Here is a 20,567-nt window from a genome sequence, read left to right on the forward strand (position 1 = left end):
TTGTGTCGAAATAGCTGGTGGCTTAGAGCTTGTAGTTCAGGCCGAACATCACCGTGCGGCCCCAGGTGTTGTAGTCCAGCGGGCGTCCCAGCTCCATGCCGTTGGGCAAGCCGGCCACCTGCATGGTCTTCTCCGGCGAGTTGGTGAGGTTGTTCACCTGCAGCAGCAGCGACAGGCCGCCCCAGCGGCTGGTCTGGTCGAACTCGTAACCGACCTGCAAGTCGGTCTGCTTGTCCGCCAGTACGGTGACATAGCTGAGCTGATCGAACTTCGGCGAACTCTCGCCGGTGAACGAAGAGCGATAGCGCTCGGCGATGCGCACCGACCAGCCGTATTTCTCGTAGTAGAGCGCCAGGTTGGCAACCTTGCGCGAAAGGCCCGGCAGGGTCTTCGGGCCGCCCGGCACAGCGGATACCGAACTCACGGGGATCGAGCTGTTGGTCAGCGAGAAGTTCGCCTGCATGCCGAAGCCGTCGAGGGCGTTCGAGATCAGGCCGCCTTCGAAGGCCCCGGACAGCTCCAAGCCTTGCATGCGGCCGCCAGTGCCGTTTTCGGGACGCGTGAACAGACCAAAATCGCTCGTCGGCGTCAGAGTGGGAGTGTCGTTCTGGTATCCCGATTGCGGGAAATTGATGACTACCGTCTTGTTGTAGATGTAATTGAGCAGGTTCTTGTTGAAGACCGCGACAGCAACGTAGCTGGACTTGCCGAAATATTTCTCCCACGACAAGTCAGTACCCACAGCGATATACGGCCGCAACTGCGGGTTGCCGCCACTCCCCGACCACAGGTTCTGTCCAGCCTGCGGCCCCGTATCCACATGCGACACGCTGGCTGACGAGGCTACCTTCTCGTCGTCGATGCGCCCGCGCGCCATTGTCTTGGCCAGACCGAAGCGTAAGTACTGTCCGTCTGCAATCTGGGCAACCAGGTTCAGGCTGGGCAGGAACTTGTTGTACTTCGCGCCGCCGGAAAGCCTGCCGACCAGGTCGTTGCCATTGGTCTGCAGCGCCGTGGAGGACTGGTCCGTGCGAACGAACTGCACACCCATATTGCCACGCAGCGGTACGTCACCCAGATGCGTATCGATATTGAATTTGGCGTACGCAACCGGAACCTTTTCCGTGATCGAATAGTTGCGGTTCCAGTCCGCGAGACCATTGCTCGGCACCAGATAGAACTGGCTGCCCAGCGCATCAAGCACGTTGTAATTCAGCACACCGGGAATACCGCCGTAACCGAGCGAAGTCGGACCGCGCAGGAAAGCGGAGCCGACGGGTGCGCTGAAGCTCTTGTCGTAGGGACCGTGCGCCGCATCATCGCCGTTGCCATTGAGATAGGCGAAATACACATCGGCCTGTTTGGTTTTCTTGCGCTCCGAGTAAGCGGCGCCTACATCAACCGTGCTGAATATCCAACCGACTGGATGCGACACTTGAAAACGCGCTGCCTTGATCGTGTCTTTCTGCTTGTCGAACTCTTCGCGTCCGTTGTAGCCGTACCTATACGGATCGGTGAATACGACGCGCGCGGGATCCCGTAAATCCACGCCAGGGCTGAAATCCGGATAGTCGTAGCCCGTAGGCGTGCGGAAGGCGATGCTCGTGGTGGGATCGCCCTCCAGTCCGCTGAAGAGATAGGCGTCGCGCAGGCGCTTCTTGGCCATCGAATACGACAGGTCGCCGGTGAGTACCCAGCCGTTGCCGAAATCGTATTGATGATTCCAGCCGGCCGAGAACAACTTGTCCTTTTCCTTGACGTATTCGTTCTGCAGGACCGGCACTACATTGCCCATGACGCCGGAAGTGACAATCGGATACGGCACGCCGGGCGTGATGCCAACATTGCTATAGACCGGCGGACCCCAGTTTTCGTAGGGGCTGTTCGACCATTGCGCACCGTTCTTGTAAGTGCGCTCGTTGAATGTCGAGTAATAGAGATCGAGTGTAGTGTGGTAGTGCTCGCCCGGAGCCCACTCCAGCACCGTCATCAAGCCGTTGCGCAACTGATTCTCCGATTGCGCACGCAACTGCATGCCTTCCTGCGACAGCACACTATTGGGCAATCCCGGCGTGTGCGTGTTGTTGAATCCAGGCTCGATGCCATCCGGCCCGTTGTCCACACTCCACCACCACGCCTGATACTGCTTCTCCTGAATCGGCGAATCCAGCTGCGCAAAGCCAACCGCCACGCCCAGCGTGTGATCGAAGAACTGGTCGATATACGACACGCTCGCGCGATGCCCCATATCGCCCACGCCGGAGCCGGGATTGAGGTTGCCGTTGGTGTTGTGCTCGCCGCGCAGATTGATGGCGATGGCACGCTTGGGCAGGTCCAGCGGCTTGATCGTATGCAGATCCACCGTACCGGACAGCCCCTGCCCGACCAGGCTGGCATCCGGCGTCTTGTAGACCGCGGCGCCGCTGATCAGCTCAGAGGGATATTGGTCATATTCGACGCCGCGATTCTCGCCGATGGTGGCCTGCTCGCGCCCGTTGAGCGTGGTACCGGCGAAATCCGGCGAAAGGCCGCGGATCGAAATCATGTTCGCGCGGCCGTCCACACGCTGCGTCGCCAGGCCCGACAAACGCGCCAGGCTTTCCGCGATGCTCGCATCCGGCAGCTTGCCGATGTCCTCGGCCGAGATCGCCTCGATGATGCTGTCCGAATTCTGTTTCGCGCGGATCGAACTCTCGATACTGCCGCGAATACCGGTGACCACCACTTCCTGCAGGTTGCTGACCTGCCCCGGGGCCGGCTTCTTGTTGGCATCCTGGGCCTGGCTGGCGGGTGCCTGCTGTGGCTGCGTGGTGTCCGCCGGCTTGGCGGTTGTCTGCGCGTCCTGTGCACTGGCGATACCCGATGCCAGCAAAGCGGCGATACATGCCGCAGCGAGCGGCTTGCGTGCAATGACCAGCCGCGAACGCGGCGCGAGGCCCTGACTCATGACTCCATTCCTCCCTCTTTTATTGGGTGCCCCCCATGGCACCGGCAGGCATACGCGCCAATGGAGCAAGTCATCGCGAGATGCCCGCTCTTCGGATGGCGCGTGCCCGGATTCGCCGCGGAGAATGAGCGAGCGTCAGCGCCGCGTCATTCCGCGGCGCAACAACTTACTGAGGGAAGGTTCAGCAGCGTGAAAACGACGGGTAGAGCGCGTAAGGAAAAATCAGACTGGTCCTACGCAAACGGCACGGCCTCCGCGGGCACGACCTCCATCCGCGTGCCATACGTCTGCAGTCTCGCCAGCACCCAGTTGTGATGCGCCGTGATCCGTTCCGCCGGCAGCACCTCGTTGTTCACCGTCGAGTGCGCATCGCCCGCCAAAGTCACGTGATATCCCAGCGCCAGCGCATGCCGCACCGTGGTGTCGATGCAGAAATCGCTCTGCAGCCCGCAGATCGCCAGATGATCGATGCCGCGCTGCTGCAGCAGCTGGCCCAATTCGGTTTCGTAGAACGAATCCGGCGTCAGCTTGCGCACGCGCGGGTCGCCAGGCCGCGCATGCAAGCCGTCGACCAGTTGCCAACCGGCGGTGTCGTGCACCAGGTCGCCTTCGCCCTCTTCGTGCTGGATCAGCACCACCGGCACGCCGGCCGCCCGGGCGCGATCGATCAGCCCGTTCACCCGCTGCAGCACGCGGTCGATATCGTGTGCGGCCCATTCGCCGCTGCACAGGCCTTGCTGCATGTCGATCACGAGTAGGGCGGAAGTCATGGCGAAGAGGGCGTGAGACGGGACGAGGATCATAGCCTTCGGCGAAGTGGTCCGGCGAAGGCTGGCCAAGTGGCTATTTCCGCTCCGCCGCAGGCCACGCATGGTGGCGCCACCCCAACTCAAGCCAAGGTGATGCATGCGCGAGATCGACACGCACCGCCGCCAGCTCCTGCAATGGACCCTGGCCAGCCTGCCCGCCCTGCCCACCATGCTCGTCGCCCTTGGCGGCCTGGGCATGGCGCCGCCCGTGGCGGCGGCCGCTTCCGGCGCGCATGACTTCGATTTCTTCCTCGGCAACTGGCGCGTGCACCACCGCCGCCTGCGCAAGCGCCTGGCCGGCAGCCGGGATTGGGACGAGTTCGAAGGCAGCTCCCGCTGCCAGGCCCTGCTCGGCGGGCTGGTCAACGTCAACGAGAGCGAATCGCGCCGCGGCGGCCAGACTTACAACGGCTTAGGCATCCGCGCCTACGACGCCGCCAGCGGGCTATGGGCCGACTGGTATCTGGACGGCGGCAAACCCACCTCGATCGAAGCCGCCGGCTCCGGGCGCTTCGCGGGCGGCGTCGGCACCTTCCTCGCCGACGAAACCTTCGAGGGCAAGCCGGTCAAGGTGCGCGGCATCTTTACGCCGGTCACCGCCGATACCTGCCAATGGGAGCAGGCCTTCTCGCCGGATGAAGGCCGCAGCTGGGAAACCAACTGGATCATGCGCTACACGCGCGTCTGAGCTTCGATCCTCATTCGCCTGACGCCGCCGGCCCGCCAGGGTGCCGGCCGGCGGCTTGCTAAAGATTTTGATAGCCCGGTTTTGCCCCCTCGGGCCTACTGCTCGTGCCTCATCCACACGAGTAGAAACCCATGAATCGCACAGCTGCAATGCGGCTGCAGGCGCTGGCCTGCCTCGCCCTGAGCCTGGGCCATGCCGCCCAAGCCTCTGACCATCTCGACACCCCCTCGGTGATCGGCGACCCGCGCGCCGATATCGGCGACCTCTATGCCTGGACCGCGCCCGATGGCAAGCACCTGAACCTGGTGATGGACATCGTCGGGCATACGTTCTCGGACAAGCTCGACTACGTCTTCCATATCGACAGCGGCAAGCGCTTCGGCCACAGCACGGCGAGCACCACCTTGCGCTGCCGTTTCCGCTCGGGCACCGATGTCACCTGCACCGCGGGCGATGCCGACAAGGCGCAGGGCAACCCTGGCGACAGCAAGGGACTGGTCAGCGAACACGGCAGCTTCCGCGTCTTCGCCGGCCCGCGCGACGATCCCTTCTTCAACAACGTCAAGGGCACGCGCGCCGCCTATGACAAGGCGCACGCCGCGCTCGAAGCCGGCGCCAAGGTGGACGCCGCGGGCTGCCCGGCCTTCGATGCGCCCACCGTGCGCGCGGTGGCCGACGAGTGGCGCCACACCCAGGGCGGCCCGGCCAAGAACCTGCTCGCCGGCTGGACCACCTCGGCCATCGTCATCTCGATCGACTTGGGCGCGGTGAACAAGGGAGGCCCGCTGCTCGCGGTATGGGCCGCCACCCAGGGGCCAACGCGGCAGATCGATCGCGCCGGCCGCCCGCTCACCGGCAATGCCCTGCTCGGCACGCTCGCCCCGGAGGAGATCAGCGACGCATTCAAGGAGACCTACAACATGGCGACGCCCGCGGACGGCGCGAAGTTCGTCGACGAGATCGCCAGCAATCTGGGGCTGTACGACGGCTTCGACGGCAAGTGCGGCAACCAGTGGCTGGCCGACGGCAAGGCCGCGCCGGCACGCCGCTACCACGCGCTTGCCGCGCTGCTCGCCGACGATCGCCTGTGGGTGAACAGCGCTTCGGCCACCTGCACGCGGTTCTTCGCGGTGGAACGCGCGGCACTGGGCGGCAATCGCGAATTGGCGAAGGACTGCGGCGGGCGCACGCCGAACTACAGCGCCTCCAACGTATGGCGTTCGATGCTGGTCGACGGCACGCCGGACAGCGTCAGCGATGGCTTGACGCGCGATGAGCGCGAGCATTCGGACAGCGTCTTTCCGTTCCTCGCGGCGCCCGATGCGCAGGCCGCTGCCACCGGGGCGTATCAGTGATGGCTACGCCATCCATCCGTGGTAGCGCTTTTCTCGGCTGCTGCGTCCTTTCGCTCCCCGCGTATGCGCATACGGGCACGGGCCTGGCCGGCGGCTTTCTCGCCGGCTTCGCCCATCCGCTGTCCGGCGCGGATCATCTGCTGGCGATGGTCTCGGTCGGCTTGTGGGGCGCGTTTCTCGGCCGCCCGCTGGTGCATCTGCTGCCGGTGGTGTTCCCCGCGATGATGGTGGGCGGGGCGATGCTCGGCATGTTCGGCGCGCCGTTGCCGTCGGTGGAGAGCGGCATCGCGCTGTCGGTGCTGGTGCTGGGTCTGTGCATTGCGCTGGCATGGCGTGCACCGGCGTGGGCGGCGGTCGCGGTGGTGGCGTTGTTCGCGTTGTTCCATGGCTATGCGCATGGCCGCGAGTTGCCGGCGGCCGCCGACCCGGTGGGCTACAGCAGCGGTTTCGTGCTGGCGACGGGCCTGCTGCACGTGGCGGGGATCGCGCTGGGCCTGCTGTGTGCGCAACCGGTTGGCAAACTGGTGGCGCGAGGCATGGGTGCGTCGATTGGCGTCGCCGGCCTGTGCTTTCTGCTGAAGGCCGTGTCATGAGGGGCGGCGTGCCGGCGGCCATGTTGCTGTGCGCCGCGTTCGGCGTGGCTTTGGCGTTTGCGCCGCGGCGCGTGTGGTTGGCATGCCTTGGGTTGGTGGCGATGGCGGCGACCATGGGTTTTGCGTTGAAGCCGCCGGCAGCAGCCGTTGATGCGGTGTTTCTATGCGGCTGGCTCAGCACGGTAGCTTGTGCCGCGATGGTGCATCTGCGTGACGGGGTTCCTGCGCGGCTCGCCCTGCTGCTGGCGGCCGATGCCGGAATGTGGAGCGGCGCCATGATCGCTTTCGAAGGCCGCTGGTTCCACCTGCCTGTCGCCTGGCTATGCACACTGGCGCTGGTTCCCGCCGCGCTGGCGGTGCACTGGCGCGTGCCGATCGCCGCCAAAGTGGTGTCGAGCTGGCTGATCGCCGTCGCCGTGCTTGCCGCCGCCCTGCCCTATCTGCCCGTGACGCCGGGCTATCTGCCGGATCATCTCGAATGAGCATGCGCAGCTGGATCGCTACTGCATTGTTCGCGCTCGCCGCATGGCCGGTTTGCGCGCACGACTTCTGGCTGCAACCGTCGCCGTATTGGCTCGCGCCCCAAAGCGCGGTGCAGTTGACGTTGCAAGTGGGCCACGGCCCCTATCGGCAGCGCTCGCCGATTCCTGCGCGGCGCATTGCACGCTTCGAAGACCTGGCGCCGGATGGAGCCATCGGCGATCTGCGCCCCCGCTTGCATCTTGGCGCCGCCGAAGCGGATGCCGATGCGCCGCTGGCCGTGCCCGGCACGCATCTGCTGGTGCTGGAAACCGACAACGGCGCGATGACTTCCTTGCCGGCCATCCGTTTCAACGACTACCTGCGGGCGGAGGGCCTGACACCGGCCCTGGTCGAACGCGAACGAACGCATCGCATGGACCGCGACGGCACCGAACGCTATCGGCGCCATGCCAAGGCCTTGGTGCAGGTTGGCGCGCCGGGCGCGGGTGGCTCCGACGCCGTCACCCGCCCGCTCGGCCTGGCCTTGGAAATCGTCCCCGAGCGCAACCCCTACGCGCTGCCCCACCACGACGAACTCCCCGTCAAAGTCCTCTATCTCGGCCACCCGCTGCCCGGCGCCCTGGTCAAGCTGACCCGCCTGGAACACGACGAAAGCCCTGTGGAAACCCATCGCACCGACGCCGCCGGCCGCGCCGTCTTCACCGTACCGGCGCACGGCAGCTGGCTGCTCAACGTCATCTGGACCCGCCCGCTGCCCGCCAGCGACGACGTGGACTTCGAAACCTCGTTTTCGAGCCTGGCTTTCGGCTTCCCCTGAACCACTTCGGCACCCCAATCAGGCTATCCTGCGCCTCATGCCCGCCTTCCACGTCGACCGCTGGCTGAGCACCGACACCGTTGCCTTGCGCAACGTGCGCTGCGACGGCGCCTGCCGGCATCGCAGCGCGGAGGAATGCGCCGCTTCGACCAACCTGGTGTTTCCGTATCGCGGCATCTATGTGCGCCACGTCGGCAGCGACCAGTCCGTGGCCGATGCCAACCACATGCTGTTCTTCAATGCGGGCGAGGCTTATCAGGTCAGCCATCCGGTGAATGGCGGCGACGCCTGCCTCTCGGTGGAAATCCCCGATGCCATGCTGGAAGAACTGGCACCGCGTGCGCTGCTGCGCCAGGGCGGCGACAAGGTCGGCTTCAACCGCCAATCGCAACCGATCGACCCGCGCGCGCAAGCGCTGGTTGCCCTGCTGCGCCACAACCTCGAAGGCGACAGCATCGAGCCGCTCGAAGCCGAAGCGCTGCTGCTCACCTTGATCGGCCGCAGCCTGGGTCCGCGCAGTACGCGCGAGCCGGCCGCCACGCATGCGCGGCGCCGGCTCGCGGATCGCGTAAAGGTGCTGCTTGCCAGCGATCTGTCGCGGCGCTGGACCCTGGCCGATATCGGCACCGAGATCGGCTGCTCGCCGGTCTATCTCACCCAGGTATTCCGCCAGGTGGAAGGCGTGCCGCTGTATCGCTACCACCTGCATCTGCGCCTGGCGCGCGCGCTCGACCTGGTGCCGCGCAGCGAAGATCTCTCCGCGCTCGCCGCGGATCTGGGCTTCTCCAGCCACAGCCATTTCGCCAATGCCTTCCGCCAGGCCTACGGCCGCTCGCCGAGCGCGTTCAAGCAATCGACCTGAGTGTTTCGCCGACGAAAAGGGCCGCCTTTGCGGCGGCCCGGCTTGCGGTTACGTTGCGGCTCAACGGCCGGAAGCGGCCGAAGCATGCGCTTCCCGCAACTTCTCCGCGCATTCCTCGCAGCACACTTCGACGGTCTTGCCGCCGATCTTCACCTGGATCGCGTTGGCATCCAGTTCGCAGTCGCAGGCGGCACAGGTTTTCTCAGACATGGCCTTGGGCTCGTTGATGGCACCCGACGTCCGGGTGAGCTCATTGGGCCATCCGGGAGGGCTCGCCGCTGTCAGATTATTTAGCGATCGCACTCAGTCGACGCACCAGCGCGGTTGCGCCTGGCCATGCAGCACTTCGCTCCAGCAGCCGAACAGCTGGTTGTCCCGCTGGCAGGTTGCGGTCGGTGGAGTGCTCTTGTCCGCCACGAATTCCGTGATCAGGCATCGCCCCTGGCAATCCGCCTTGTCGTTGCAAGGCTTGCCGCCATCGGCGAACGGCACCACGCACGCCGGCATGCCCAGCATGCCGACGCCTTGCACAGAGCCACCCTTGCCGCGGCATGCCGCCTCGTCGATATGCGCGCGAGCTACCGCACGATCGTGTTCGAGCTGACGTTCGGACCCTCCGTCGCGAACGCCGCCGCAACCGGCAAGCGCCAGCGCCAGCGCCACGCCGAGCAGGAGCCAGTTGCGAAACATACGTCCCCCATGCAGATCCGCGCTCCGCGGAGCGGACGATCAAACGCCCCTGGCCTTGCCGCCTTTCCGTTTCGCCGCCTTCATCCGATCCATCAGCTGCTGCTGATACGCCCCCATCACCGCCGGCAACAAGCCGGGAAAGCGCTGGTTGATCTCCCCGCAGCGCGTGGTGTTGCGCATCTCCACGCCCTGCCGTTCGCTGCGGATCAGGCCAGCTTCGCGCAAGGCACGGAAATGCTGGGAGAGCGTAGACTTCGGAATCTCGCGGTCGTCCAGCTGCAGGAAGGCCGAGCAGCTCGTGCCCTTCTCCGAAGCGGCGAGCCCGGCATAGATGGCCACCCGTACCGGGTCGGCCAAGGCGTGGAGGATGCCTTCCACGGTGACGTCTTCGATCGAGGGGTGAACTAGCGGTCTCATGGCGGCGATCTTAGCAGCCCTTGACTTGCAGTTCGTTAGTTCATATGTTGCGAACTATTGAATTACTGAACCGGGCAGTTCGCCCTTCCATCACCTGACAGGAAATCCGTCATGAGCAAGCTCAAAGGCAAAGTCGCGCTGGTTACCGGCGCATCCAAGGGCATTGGCGCCGGCATCGCCAAGGCGCTGGCCGCCGAAGGCGCCGCCGTCGTCGTCAACTACGCGTCCAGCAAGGCCGGCGCCGACGCCGTGGTCGAGGCCATCACCAAGGCCGGCGGCAAGGCCGTGGCGGTGAAGGGCGACGTTTCCCTGGCCGCCGACGCCGAGGCCATCGCCAACGCCGCGGTCAAGGAATTCGGCCGCCTGGACATCCTGGTGAACAACTCCGGCGTGTACGAGTTCGCGCCGCTGGAGCAGATCACCGAAGAGCATTTCCACAAGCAGTTCAACGTGAACGTGCTGGGCCTGCTGCTGACCACCCAGGCCGCGGCCAAGCATATGAACGACGGCGGCAGCATCATCAACATCGGCTCGCTGGTCACCCGTATCGTGCCGCCGGGCGGCTCGGTCTACACCGCCACCAAGGGCGCGGTCGACGCCATCACCGGCGTGCTGTCGCGCGAGCTGGGCCCGCGCAAGATCCGCGTCAATGCGCTGAACCCGGGCATGGTGGAAACCGAAGGCACCGTGACCGCCGGCTTCATCGGTTCGGACTTCCATCAGGAGGCCATCGCGCACACCCCGCTCGGCCGCATCGGCCAGCCGGACGACATTGCTTCGATCGCGGTGTTCCTGGCTTCCGACGACTCGTACTGGCTGACCGGCGAGAAGCTGTACGCCGCGGGCGGCGCGCGCTGATCCCAGCGATTCGCGCAAGCAGGCTGGGGAAAGCCACAGGCTGACCCCGGCCTGCTCTGCTGTGTGCGTACTGCACTACCACGGCAACTCAAGCCGCAGTGGCTTGAGCCAAAGGCAGCCACGCATAACCCGGGCCATCGCGCCGCACTTTGCCGATGCCGGGAAACGGCGCATGCGCCGCCGCCAGCCAATCGCCGCGCCCGGCAGCAGTTGCAAGCAGATGCTCGCGCGCATCGCTCGCCAGCGCCGGCTCGCTGTCGTAGCGGATGGCCAGGCGCGGCTCCGCCAGCTGCAGCGCGGCCACATGCAGCACGTCGCCGCAGACGATCAGGCGCTCGCCTTCGCTTTCCACCATAAAACCCGTATGCCCGGCCGTATGCCCTTCCAGCCCCATCGTGCGCAGCCCGCGAACCGGTTGCTCGTCAGGCCGGAAACTGCGCAGAACGCCTGCTGACTCGTAAGGCCGCAGCGACGCCATCGCACCATCGAAACTGGCGCGCACACTCGCATCGACCTGCGCACTGCGCGTGCCATCGCACCAGAACACCAGCTCGCGCGCATCGACCCATACCTCCGCGGCGGGAAACACCCTGCGCCCCGCGCGTGCGATCCCGCCCACGTGATCGGGATGCAGATGCGTCAGCAGCACCGCATCGATGTCCTCCGGCGCATGGCCCGCCTTGCGCAAGGACGCCTCCAGCCTCCCCAGCCCCGGGCCTTGCAGCTCCCCTGCGCCCGCATCGACCAGAACGCGGGCTTCGCCCGTGTCGATCAGGAACGCATTGACGGAACTGCGCACCACCGGTGGGAGCTGCGCGCGCTCCAGCAGCTCGCTCACCCGGCCGGGCCGTTCTTCGATCAGCAACTGCACGGCCGCCAGATCGAAATCGCCATCCGAGAGGGCAAACACCCTGAACTTGCCCAAGCGCATCGCCGCATGCACGGAAGACGGCGGCATTCGCGCCTCCATGGCGCGAACGGAAAGCGGAACGGATGGACACATGGCTGTTCCTCACGGTGACGAGGCAGCCAGGATGCGCCGCACGATGCGCCCCGGACACTGACGCCCGCGTACCGCCGCCGTTCAATTCCGTAAGGGCGGATCGAGCACTCCGTCGCCGAGCATCCGCGCGGCCAGGTCGGCCAGCGCACGCAGGCGGTCCATGCGGCGCAGATCGCGGTGATAGCCCATCCACACCTCGCGGCCGGGCGGCAGACCGCCCAGATCCAGTTCGCGCAGGCCGGCCATCTGTTCGCCCACCGGCCGCGGCAAAACCGCAATGCCCATGCCACGTGCGCACAACCGCGCCTGCAACCCGCGGTGGTTGGTGGCAAACACGGTACGTGCCCGCGGCAGGCGCTGGCGCAGCCATGCCACATCCGGGTAGTGCAGGCCCGGCGCGTCCATCGCCAGCAAGGCCGCGCCTTCGCCGTCGGCCGCCGGCGCTTCCGCTTCGCACGCGGCGTACACCGCGTAAGGCACGCACATCAGGCGCCGCTGCACGATGTCCGCCTCGTCGAACGGCACCACGCGAAACACGATGTCCGCCTCGCGGCGCGACAGATCGAACAAGCGCGTGCCGGCCATCAGCTCGGGCACGATGCCGGGATGCTGCCGCTGCAAGGCATGCAGCACCGGCGGCAGCACAGACGACGCAAACCAGTCCGGCGCGGAAACGCGCAATACGCCTTCGGGCCGTTCGCTCCCCCCGGCCAGCCGCCGCTGCATCGCCAGCGCGCTCGCTTCCATGTCCTCGGCCAGCCGCAGCACCGCCTCGCCAGCCTCGGTCAGCACCGCACCTTCGTTGTGCCGCTGGAACAGCGCCTGCCCGGTGGCGGCCTCCAGTGCGCGCAGGCGCCGCCCCACGGTGGGATGGCTGATGCCCAGCGACCTGGCCGCGGCACCCAGCGACTGCTCCCGCGCCACCGCGAGAAAGACCTTGACGTCGCTCCATTCCATTCGGCGCATTCCCCAGGCGAAAGAGCCGCAATGTGCGGCATGGCCGGCCGCGCCGCAATGCGCCGCTCCATCCAAGTGGTCATGTCATCTGCGATAGATGTGGCTATTCAAGCGAGCCACTCGGGCGCGTAGCCTCCGCTCCACTTCCCTCCGTTCGAGGCCGTGCCATGCAAGCAACCGCGAAGATCCTGCTCTGCTCCGCCATCGCCCTGGGTTTCGCCCCGGCAGGCGCCCTGGCGGATCAGCCGCCCACCGCGGCCGCCGCGCAGGCGCGCGCCGACGGCAGCCACGATTTCGATTTCAACATCGGCACCTGGCACACCCATATCCGCACCTTGAAGGAACCGCTGTCGGGGCGCAGCGAGTGGAACGAGATGCGCGGCACCGTCACGGTGAACCCGATCTGGAACGGCAAGGCCCAGGTCGAGGAGATCGAGGCCGACAGCGCCGGCGGACGCTTCGAGGGCATGACGGTGTTCCTCTACGACCCCGCCGCCCGGCAGTGGCGCCAGTACTTCACCAACAGCGACAGCGGCGTGATGGAAGCGCCTTCGGTCGGCCACTTCGAACGCAACCGCGGCGAGTTCTACAGCCAGGAGCTCTACAAGGGCCGCGCCGTGCTGGTGCGCGGGATCTGGACGGTCACCTCGCCCGACACGCACAGCTACGAGCAGGACTACTCGGACGACGGCGGCAAGACCTGGGAGGCGAACTTCATCGCCGACCTCACGCGCTACAAACCGGGCGAAGCGGTCACCCCGATGAAGCCGGTGGGCAACGCAGCCGGGCAGCACGACTTCGACTGGCAACTCGGCAACTGGGATATCCATATGTCACGCCTGGAGCATCCCCTCGCGGGCAGCACCCGCTGGACGCCGCTCGACGGCACGGTGCGCGTGCGCAAGCTGTGGAACGGCCGCGCCAACCTTGCCGAGATCGACACCCAGGGTCCGTCCGGCCATCTGCAGTTCCTGTCGCTGCGCCTGTTCAATCCCGTGGCGCACCAGTGGAGCCTCAACTTCGTCAGCAGCGACAACGGCAAGTTCAGCTCGCCGATGATCGGCGCCTTCGTCGATGGGCGCGGCGATTTCTACGACCAGGAGCCGTACAACGGCAAGGCCATCCTGGCGCGCTTTTCCTTCCTCAATCTCGCCAAGGGTTCGAATGGCGACGAGCAGGCGTTCTCCGCGGATGGCGGAAAGACCTGGGAGGTGAACTGGGTCAATGCGTCGAAGCGCGCGGCGGATGCCGGAAAGGTGGCGGTTGCCAGCCACTCGCCCTGAACTCTCCAAGGCGACTCAATGCGGGCGCGCGTCCTGATTTCCCGTCAGCCGCGCCCGCAGCCGTTTCAGTTCGCTGGTCCGCAACTGCTCGCGCAGATCGCTCGGCGATGCGCCCAGTGCCAGGCGGAATGCATCCGTCATATGGCTATGGCTGCTGAAACCCACGTCGCAGGCCAGCGCCGCCAGATCTTCCTCGCCCTCTCCCAACCGTCCCAGCACGGTCCCCAGGCGCTGCTGCAGGCGGAACTGCCGCAGCGATTGCCCGGTGCCCTGGCGGAAGATGCGGCAAAGATGAAAAGGCGAGCAGCCGGCGATCCGCGCCAACTCGTCCACGCCAAGATTCTCGCCGGGGTTGGCGACGATCGCTTCCTGCACGCGCTGCAGTTGCCGCGCCGTGCCCTTGCTCGATGCCGGCACGGGCTCGCTGCCGCGCATCAGCCCATCCAGCAGCGTCAGCAAGGCCTCTTCGGCCTCCAAGGCATCCGCCCCCCGCCGCATGCCCTGCAGCATCTCCACGTGCGCGTGCTGCAGCTGCAGGCCGTGCTGGACGTCCAGGCAGACTGGCGTGCCGGCGCCTTCCAGCCCCAGCGGATCCAGCCACGCATCGTCCAGCCACACGTCGGTGCAGCAGGCGCAGCCGCGATGATCCGGATGCGATACGCGGTACTCCACGTCGCGGCCCAGGAATACGGCTTGTCCCGGCCGCGCCAGGCAGGTCCGGTTGCCGACCTGGATCGAGAACGCCCCGCGCCGCGTCAGGAGGAAGCGCGCGGGTTCGCCTTCGCCGTGGCCGCAGTTGATGCGCGGATAGCTGCAATCCTGCGTCATCACCGTGAAGTGAGGTGCGCTCAGCACCGTCTGCACTATGGACATACGCCTAAGCCCCCGCCGGCATCCGGGCCGATCATACGCCCGCGACGGCGGTGCAGGCGGAGCCCGCGCACGAAAGCACGTTTTCGGAAGCGCGCCGCCGCGTGAGGCGGCACGCTGTGCGGTTGCGTTGCGCAACCCGCGCGGTGGCCAGATGCAAACGCGCAAGTTTCTGGAAGCGCGCACCGCCGCATGCGCCCAAGCTGGACTGGCGGAAACCCACCGTCCCCACCCCACGCTTCCGCGCATGCATACCCACAAGGAGAGCGTTATGCGCAAGACGTTCTGCGGTCTGCTGTTCGCCTGTACCACCCTGGTCACCGCGCAGGCGGCCGAGCCGCCGGGCAACGACCTGTCCGGCTTCGGACCCAACCCCCAGCTCTACCCCAAGGACTCGCGCCCGTTCGGCAAGAGCATCTATGGCTGGGCCGACCGTTCCATCCAATGGCTGTATGCGCAGCCGGATGCCAGCAATCCGCTGTTCGACAGCACCGGTGCGTTCTGCGCCTCGGGCCAGGACGGCCCGGTATGGAACCTCGCGCCCACCGCCATGCCGATGATGATGGCCGGCGACGTCGCGCGCAGCTGCACGGTGCCGCACGGCAAGGCGCTGCTGCTGATGGTCGGCTTCGTCAGCGATACCTTTCCGTGTCCGGATCCGAACTTCGGGCCGAAGCCGGGACAGTCGCTGTACGACTTCCTCGTCGCGGATGCGAAGACCTATCCGATGATGGGCAATATGCAGGTGACGCTGGACGGCCGGCCCATCCGCGCCGTCAACGACTATCTCTACACCTCGGAAAACCTGTTCTCGCTCAAGGGCGATCCCAGCCTGCAGAGCACGCTAGACCCTTGCATCACCACCGGTTGGCAACCCGTGGTGAACTACGGCTACTACCTGATGTTCCGCCCGCTGCGTCCGGGCCAGCACACGCTGGTGAGCCGCATGACGGATATGACAGGCATGACCAGGTCGCTGACCTACTTCCTCACTGTGCAGTAGTAGCAGTACGGCCGTGGCGCGGCGGCACATGCCGCGCCACTTCAGCTCTCATCGGCATCCGCCGCATGGCGCTTGCCACGGAATAACGCGCGTCCCGCGAACATGCCGCCGGTGAGCTCCATCTGCAGGCGTTCGCGGTCACGCTCGCGCAGGCGCCGCGCGATCTCCTCGATCTCCTCGCGGCCGACGCCCAGCTTTTCCAGCGCCGCCTCGCCGAGCAGCACGGCCGACTCGAAGGTCTCGCGCACTTCCAGGTCCGCACCGGCCTTGATCAGATCGATGCTGTGGCGGCGGTCGATCGCGCGCACCAGTACGGGCACCAGCGGAAACTCGGCCTTGACCAGCTCGGTGATGCGCGTGCCTTCGTCGGCCTTGTCCACGCATACCAGCACCACCCCGGCACGGCCCGCGCCGGCGGCTTCGAGAATGTCCAGGCGCGTACCGTCGCCGTAGTACACGTTGAAATCCAGGCTGCGCGCGGTGTCGATCATCTCCACGTCGGTGTCGATGATGGAGATCTCATAGCCGCGCTCGAACAGGAACTGGCTGGCGATCTGCCCCACCCGCCCGAAGCCGATCACCAGCGCCGCGCCATTCAGGCCGTCGGGCCGCTCGTAGCCGTCGGTGGATGGACGCATGCGCGCGCGGACCGCATTCATCGCCGCGATGGCGATCGGCGTCAGCACCATGGAAAGAATGATGATCGCGGTCAGCTGCGCGTTCTGCTCGGCATTGATGATGCCGGCTGCCGCGGCCGCCGCGTACAGCACGAAGGCGAACTCGCCGCCCTGCGCCATGAATACCGCGCGATCCAGCGCCTCGCGGTGCGAGGAACGGAACAGCCGCGCCACCGCATAGATCACCAGTGCCTTGGCGGCCATGTACAGGAACACGTAGCACAGAATGCTGCGCCAGCTGGCCGCCACCACGCGCAGGTCCAGCGACATGCCCACCGCGATAAAGAACAGGCCCAGCAGGATGCCGCGGAACGGTTCGACGTCCGCTTCGAGCTGATGCCGGTACGAGGACTCCGACAGCATCACGCCCGCCACGAATGCACCCATCGCCATCGACAGGCCGCCCAGCTGCATCGCATAGGCCGAGCCGAGCACCACCAGCAGGGCGGCGCCGGTCATCACCTCGCGCGCACGCGCATTCGCCAGCAGGCCGAAGAAGGGATTGAGCAGATAGCGCCCGGCCAGCAGCAGGCCCGCGATCGACGCCGCGCCGATGCCGATCGCGCGCCAGTCGATGCCGTGATGCGCCACCGGACTGCCCGGCGCGATCGGCGCCAGGAACGCCACCGCCGCCAGCAGCGGCACGATCATCAGGTCTTCCAGCAACAGCACGCAGACGATGCGCTGGCCGCTCGGCTCGTTCACTTCGCGCCGCTCCTCCAGCAGCTGCATCACGATCGCGGTGGAGGTCAGCACGAAGCCCGCGCCAGCCACGAACGACGGCGCCACCGGATAACCCGTCAGCACGCCCACCGCGGTAAGCGCAACCGCACAGACGGCTACTTGCGCCAACCCCAGGCCGAAGATCTGCCGGCGCAGGCTCCACAACCGCGAGGGATGCATCTCCAGTCCGATCAGGAACAGGAACATCACCACGCCCAGCTCGGCCACCTGCAGGATGGCCGCCGGATCGGTGAAGACTTTCAGCCCGAACGGCCCGATCGCCAGGCCGCCGGCCAGGTAGCCCAGCACCGCGCCCAGGCCCAACCGCTTGAACAAGGGCGCCGCGACGACACCCGCCGCCAGCAACGTAATGACCGGCAGCAACGCCACCCCTTGGTGTTCCACCGCCATGCGCCTGGCTTCCCCTCGCCGGAATTGTGCGCGGAGCGTAGCAAAGCGGGCCGCGCGGAAGGGGGCCAGGTCATGCCGGGCGTGACATGCAACTCGCGATTGCCGTCCTTGCGCGGCGCCGTGCTGGCCGTTCCGCCAGGAACTCAAACAGGCACATCCGACGCCGGGCCGATCAACGCCGCCGCACGGGCATGCGCACTTCCGTGTCCTCGGGCGCCACGTCCCGCCCATCCAATGCGCGCGGCTGCAGCTTCTCCAGCGGACGCCCCGTCTGCTTGTCCACCAGCATCACGCGCGCCTCCTTGCGCTCGAACAGGAAGTCCTCGCCCCACTGCCGCAGCGCCACCAGCACCGGGAACAGGCCACGGCCTTTCCCGGTAAGCACGTATTCCTGGTAAGCGCCGCCATCGGCAGCAGCCACCGCTTCCATGATGCCGTGCGCCACCAGGTGGCGCAGCCGCGCGGCCAGGATGTTCTTGGACAGCCCCAGGCTCTTCTGGAATTCGCCGAAGCGGCGCATGCCATTGAACGCATCGCGCACGATCAGCAGCGACCAGCCGTCGCCGATGGCGTCCATCGGGCGGGCGACGCCGCAGAGCGAATCTTCCTGAGTGACGCGTTTGACCATGGCGGTATCCAGGCCGTCCATCGGCCAAGTGGTTGCAAGATAGAACCTACGCTGCTACAAAGGCAACAGGTTTCAATTTGAAACCAACGTCACCGCCCGAAGGCGCGCGGTGGCGCGCGGCTCCTTACGCAACCGACAACATCCGCGGCGGGTGAGGCCGCGCCGTGCCCGCGCGGATGTCCCTGCCCTCTTCCGAGACCCGCTCATGATCCGTCCAGACGAAACTTTCGATGGCAGCTTTCCGTTCGCTCCGCATTTCACCGACGCCCCCGGCTTCGCCATGCACTACGTGGATGAAGGCCCGCGCGATGGCGACATCGTGCTGTGCCTGCACGGCGAACCTACCTGGGGCTATCTGTTCCGCCATCTGATCGGCGCGCTGCGTGCCACGCATCGCGTGGTGGTGCCCGACCATATGGGCTTCGGCAAGAGCGCCACGCCGCCGGAGCGGCGCTACTGGATCCAGGACCATATCGACAATCTCGAACGCTTCGTGCTCGCCCTGGACCTGCGCGGCATCACCCTGGTGCTGCACGACTTCGGCGGACCGATGGGCATGGGCCTGGCCGCCCGCCACCCGGACCGCATCCGCCGCATCGTCTCCGTCAACGGCCCCACGCCGTTCGGCCACGCCAGCCTGGCGGACCGCGTGACCGCGAACGCACAGGTAGCGCCATGGTTCCGCTGGATCGTCCAGGCCAACGCGGAAGGCCGGCTGGAAGGCGTGCTGGACGAACTGGGCTACAACATCCTCAGCACGCTCAAGCTCAACGGCTTCGAGAACAACGCGCTGATCGACGACACCTGGCTGCGTGCCTACGGCGCGCCCTTCGCCACGCCAGCCGAATGCGCCGGTGCGCTCGGCTGGGCCAAGGGCTTCGCGCTCGGCGCGCACGAGTTCCCTGTGGCGGACGAAGCCACCTGGCGGGCGATCAGCGCCAAGCCCGCCATCGCGATCTGGGGCATGGCGGACCGCACGCTGCACGCGGAACACTTCCTGCCGCTGTTCACCGAGCTGTTCCCCGGGGCGCCAGTGCACCGGTTGCCGGGCGCGGGACACTACAGCTTCGAGGATGCGCCGGAAGAGATCGCGCAGCTGGTGACCGCCTTCCTGCAGCGAACCTGAGTACGCCATCGCGGGGCGCTTCGCATGGCTTTCACAACCGCCATTGCGAAGCGCCTTGCATGGGTCGTCAGTCACCTGTTCATACCGCCCGCCCAGCACCTAGGATGCACGCCATCCAATGACGTAGGGAAATGGCATGAAGCGCCTCGGTCCATGGTTCGTGCTTGCCACGCTGGCACTAACCGCCGGTTCCGCACTTGCGGGCAGCAGCGATACCGCGCTCAAGGCCATCGTCGACGATGCCAAGGCCGCGCAAAGCGACACGCTGCTGGTGGTGCACGACGGCAAGACCCTGGTCGACTACCGCCGCCCTGGCGCGTCCGCCGGCCCGATCGAAATGATGTCGTCCACCAAGTCGCTGATCGGCCTGGCCGTCGGGCGACTGGTGACGCAAGGCAAGCTCAAGTCGATCGACGAACCGGTGAGCGACTTCTATCCGGAATGGAAGCAGGGCAGCAAGGCGAAGATCACCGTCCGCATGCTGCTCAATCACACCTCCGGCATGCAGAACGTGCCGATGGCTCCGGTGGAGATCTATCCGGCGCCCGATGTCTACCAGCTCGCACTCGCCGCAGAGCTGAGCGACCCGCCTGGCACGAAGTTCAGCTACAACAACAAGGCCATGAACCTGATCGGCGGCGTGATCGAAAAAGCCTCCGGCAAGCCGATGGACGTCTATATCGCCGACGAGCTGCTCACCCCGATGGGCATCAAGGCAGCGCCGTGGAATCCGGAGAACCGCGACAAGGCCGGCCACCCCATGGCCATGGCCGGCTGGATGTCCACCGCGCAGGACGCCGCGAAGATCGGCCAGCTGGTGCTGGATAACGGCCGCTGGCAAGGCAAGCAGCTGATCGACGCGGATTACATCAAGCAGATGGTCGGCCAGAGCACGCCGCTCACCACCGGCTACGGCCTGCTCTGGTGGCGGCGCGGCGACGGCATTCGCTTCAACTCCGCCGTGGTCGAGCGCGTGCGCGCGGGAGGCGACACCGCCCTCGCCGACAAGCTGGCGCGCGTCGCGGCGAAGGTCTATCCGACCGCGCGCGACGTCGTTGCGGCCATCACCGCGGAGGGTGTGTCCCGCGCGGACATGCACGACATGATGAAGAGCAACCACCTCGTCGACGACGACCTTTTCGCCAGCACCCCGATCGTCGCCTGGGAAGCCAACGGCTATCTCGGCAACTACATCGTGATCGTGCCGAAGGCGCACCTGGTCGCCGTACGGCAGATCGCCGAGCGCAAGGATGCGGACGAGGATCACTGGCCGTATGGCTATGCGAAGTTCAGCGCCGACGTCATCGGGCTGGGGCGGACGTATGCCAAGGATCTGGCGGTGGATACACCATAAATTCGGATGGTCG

20 protein-coding genes and 1 pseudogene are annotated in these 20,567 nt (G+C 66.3%); 11 read left to right on the plus strand and 10 right to left on the minus strand.

Features of this window, described 5'->3' with window-relative positions; translation table 11 throughout:
• Positions 1-22: 22 nt before the first annotated feature.
• The gene (locus ISN75_RS14950; RefSeq protein ID WP_343818644.1) at positions 23-2,947 is read right to left on the minus strand and encodes a TonB-dependent receptor; all 2,925 of its coding nucleotides are present in this window, start codon (positions 2,945-2,947) and stop codon (positions 23-25) included.
• A 233-nt stretch (positions 2,948-3,180) separates the two neighbouring features.
• Entirely contained in the window at positions 3,181-3,717 is a 537-nt protein-coding gene (locus ISN75_RS14955; RefSeq protein WP_343818643.1) for a cysteine hydrolase family protein, read from the minus strand.
• Positions 3,718-3,853: 136 nt separating this feature from the next.
• On the opposite strand from ISN75_RS14955, the gene ISN75_RS14960 reads away from it, so the two are divergent.
• The 6 genes from ISN75_RS14960 to ISN75_RS14985 all read left to right on the plus strand — a co-directional run bounded on the left by ISN75_RS14960 (position 3,854) and on the right by ISN75_RS14985 (position 8,554).
• Positions 3,854-4,444, plus strand: a complete 591-nt coding sequence (locus tag ISN75_RS14960; protein WP_343818641.1) for a hypothetical protein — start codon at positions 3,854-3,856, stop codon at positions 4,442-4,444.
• Positions 4,445-4,575: 131 nt separating this feature from the next.
• Positions 4,576-5,799: a DUF4331 family protein gene (locus tag ISN75_RS14965; protein ID WP_343818639.1), complete on the plus strand. Its 1,224-nt coding sequence runs from the start codon at positions 4,576-4,578 to the stop codon at positions 5,797-5,799.
• Positions 5,799-6,392, plus strand: coding sequence for a HupE/UreJ family protein (locus tag ISN75_RS14970; protein WP_343818637.1), 594 nt, complete (start codon positions 5,799-5,801; stop codon positions 6,390-6,392). Before ISN75_RS14965 ends, ISN75_RS14970 begins: the two co-directional genes overlap by 1 nt.
• Positions 6,393-6,493: 101 nt before the next feature.
• Entirely contained in the window at positions 6,494-6,874 is a 381-nt protein-coding gene (locus ISN75_RS14975; RefSeq protein WP_343818635.1) for a hypothetical protein, read from the plus strand.
• A 26-nt stretch (positions 6,875-6,900) separates the two neighbouring features.
• Entirely contained in the window at positions 6,901-7,692 is a 792-nt protein-coding gene (locus tag ISN75_RS14980; protein WP_343818633.1) for a DUF4198 domain-containing protein, read from the plus strand.
• A gap of 37 nt (positions 7,693-7,729) precedes the next feature.
• Positions 7,730-8,554 carry an AraC family transcriptional regulator gene (locus tag ISN75_RS14985; protein WP_343818631.1) on the plus strand — a complete coding sequence of 275 codons (825 nt, stop codon included), beginning with the start codon at positions 7,730-7,732 and terminating at the stop codon, positions 8,552-8,554.
• 60 nt (positions 8,555-8,614) lie between these two features.
• Here the strand turns inward: ISN75_RS14985 and ISN75_RS14990 are convergent, their stop codons facing one another.
• The 3 genes from ISN75_RS14990 to ISN75_RS15000 all read right to left on the minus strand — a co-directional run bounded on the left by ISN75_RS14990 (position 8,615) and on the right by ISN75_RS15000 (position 9,622).
• Positions 8,615-8,764: a hypothetical protein gene (locus ISN75_RS14990; RefSeq protein WP_167254166.1), complete on the minus strand. Its 150-nt coding sequence runs from the start codon at positions 8,762-8,764 to the stop codon at positions 8,615-8,617.
• 93 nt (positions 8,765-8,857) lie between these two features.
• Positions 8,858-9,244: a hypothetical protein gene (locus ISN75_RS14995; RefSeq protein ID WP_343818628.1), complete on the minus strand. Its 387-nt coding sequence runs from the start codon at positions 9,242-9,244 to the stop codon at positions 8,858-8,860.
• Between the two features lie 39 nt (positions 9,245-9,283).
• Positions 9,284-9,622 (minus strand): helix-turn-helix domain-containing protein, encoded by a 339-nt coding sequence (locus ISN75_RS15000; RefSeq protein WP_343818627.1) that lies wholly within the window; start codon positions 9,620-9,622, stop codon positions 9,284-9,286.
• A gap of 150 nt (positions 9,623-9,772) precedes the next feature.
• On the opposite strand from ISN75_RS15000, the gene ISN75_RS15005 reads away from it, so the two are divergent.
• On the plus strand, positions 9,773-10,519 hold the full coding sequence (locus ISN75_RS15005; RefSeq protein WP_167254159.1) for a glucose 1-dehydrogenase: 747 nt from the start codon (positions 9,773-9,775) through the stop codon (positions 10,517-10,519).
• Between the two features lie 88 nt (positions 10,520-10,607).
• Here ISN75_RS15005 and ISN75_RS15010 read toward each other — a convergent pair whose 3' ends face one another.
• The gene (locus ISN75_RS15010; protein WP_343818625.1) at positions 10,608-11,522 is read right to left on the minus strand and encodes an MBL fold metallo-hydrolase; all 915 of its coding nucleotides are present in this window, start codon (positions 11,520-11,522) and stop codon (positions 10,608-10,610) included.
• Between the two features lie 81 nt (positions 11,523-11,603).
• On the minus strand, positions 11,604-12,479 hold the full coding sequence (locus tag ISN75_RS15015; RefSeq protein WP_168647019.1) for a LysR family transcriptional regulator: 876 nt from the start codon (positions 12,477-12,479) through the stop codon (positions 11,604-11,606).
• Between the two features lie 167 nt (positions 12,480-12,646).
• On the opposite strand from ISN75_RS15015, the gene ISN75_RS15020 reads away from it, so the two are divergent.
• Entirely contained in the window at positions 12,647-13,762 is a 1,116-nt protein-coding gene (locus tag ISN75_RS15020; protein ID WP_343818623.1) for a hypothetical protein, read from the plus strand.
• 15 nt (positions 13,763-13,777) lie between these two features.
• Here ISN75_RS15020 and ISN75_RS15025 read toward each other — a convergent pair whose 3' ends face one another.
• Positions 13,778-14,635: an AraC family transcriptional regulator gene (locus ISN75_RS15025; protein WP_343818621.1), complete on the minus strand. Its 858-nt coding sequence runs from the start codon at positions 14,633-14,635 to the stop codon at positions 13,778-13,780.
• A 268-nt stretch (positions 14,636-14,903) separates the two neighbouring features.
• Between ISN75_RS15025 and ISN75_RS15030 the strand changes: the two genes are divergently transcribed.
• The gene (locus ISN75_RS15030; protein ID WP_343818620.1) at positions 14,904-15,635 is read left to right on the plus strand and encodes a hypothetical protein; all 732 of its coding nucleotides are present in this window, start codon (positions 14,904-14,906) and stop codon (positions 15,633-15,635) included.
• A 104-nt stretch (positions 15,636-15,739) separates the two neighbouring features.
• Here the strand turns inward: ISN75_RS15030 and ISN75_RS15035 are convergent.
• Both ISN75_RS15035 and ISN75_RS15040 read right to left on the minus strand, forming a co-directional pair.
• Positions 15,740-17,446 (minus strand): annotated as a pseudogene (locus tag ISN75_RS15035) (monovalent cation:proton antiporter-2 (CPA2) family protein); the annotation flags it as partial.
• A 172-nt stretch (positions 17,447-17,618) separates the two neighbouring features.
• Complete coding sequence (locus ISN75_RS15040; protein WP_343818618.1) at positions 17,619-18,074, minus strand: helix-turn-helix domain-containing protein; 456 nt, start codon at positions 18,072-18,074, stop codon at positions 17,619-17,621.
• A 205-nt stretch (positions 18,075-18,279) separates the two neighbouring features.
• Here ISN75_RS15040 and ISN75_RS15045 point away from each other — a divergent pair, with 205 nt between their 5' ends.
• Positions 18,280-19,200, plus strand: a complete 921-nt coding sequence (locus ISN75_RS15045) for an alpha/beta fold hydrolase (RefSeq protein WP_343818616.1) — start codon at positions 18,280-18,282, stop codon at positions 19,198-19,200.
• 136 nt (positions 19,201-19,336) lie between these two features.
• On the plus strand, positions 19,337-20,554 hold the full coding sequence (locus ISN75_RS15050; RefSeq protein WP_343818614.1) for a serine hydrolase: 1,218 nt from the start codon (positions 19,337-19,339) through the stop codon (positions 20,552-20,554).
• Positions 20,555-20,567: the final 13 nt, after the last annotated feature.

Origin of the sequence: Dyella marensis (assembly GCF_049532885.1) — a bacterium.
GTDB lineage: Bacteria > Pseudomonadota > Gammaproteobacteria > Xanthomonadales > Rhodanobacteraceae > Dyella_D > Dyella_D marensis.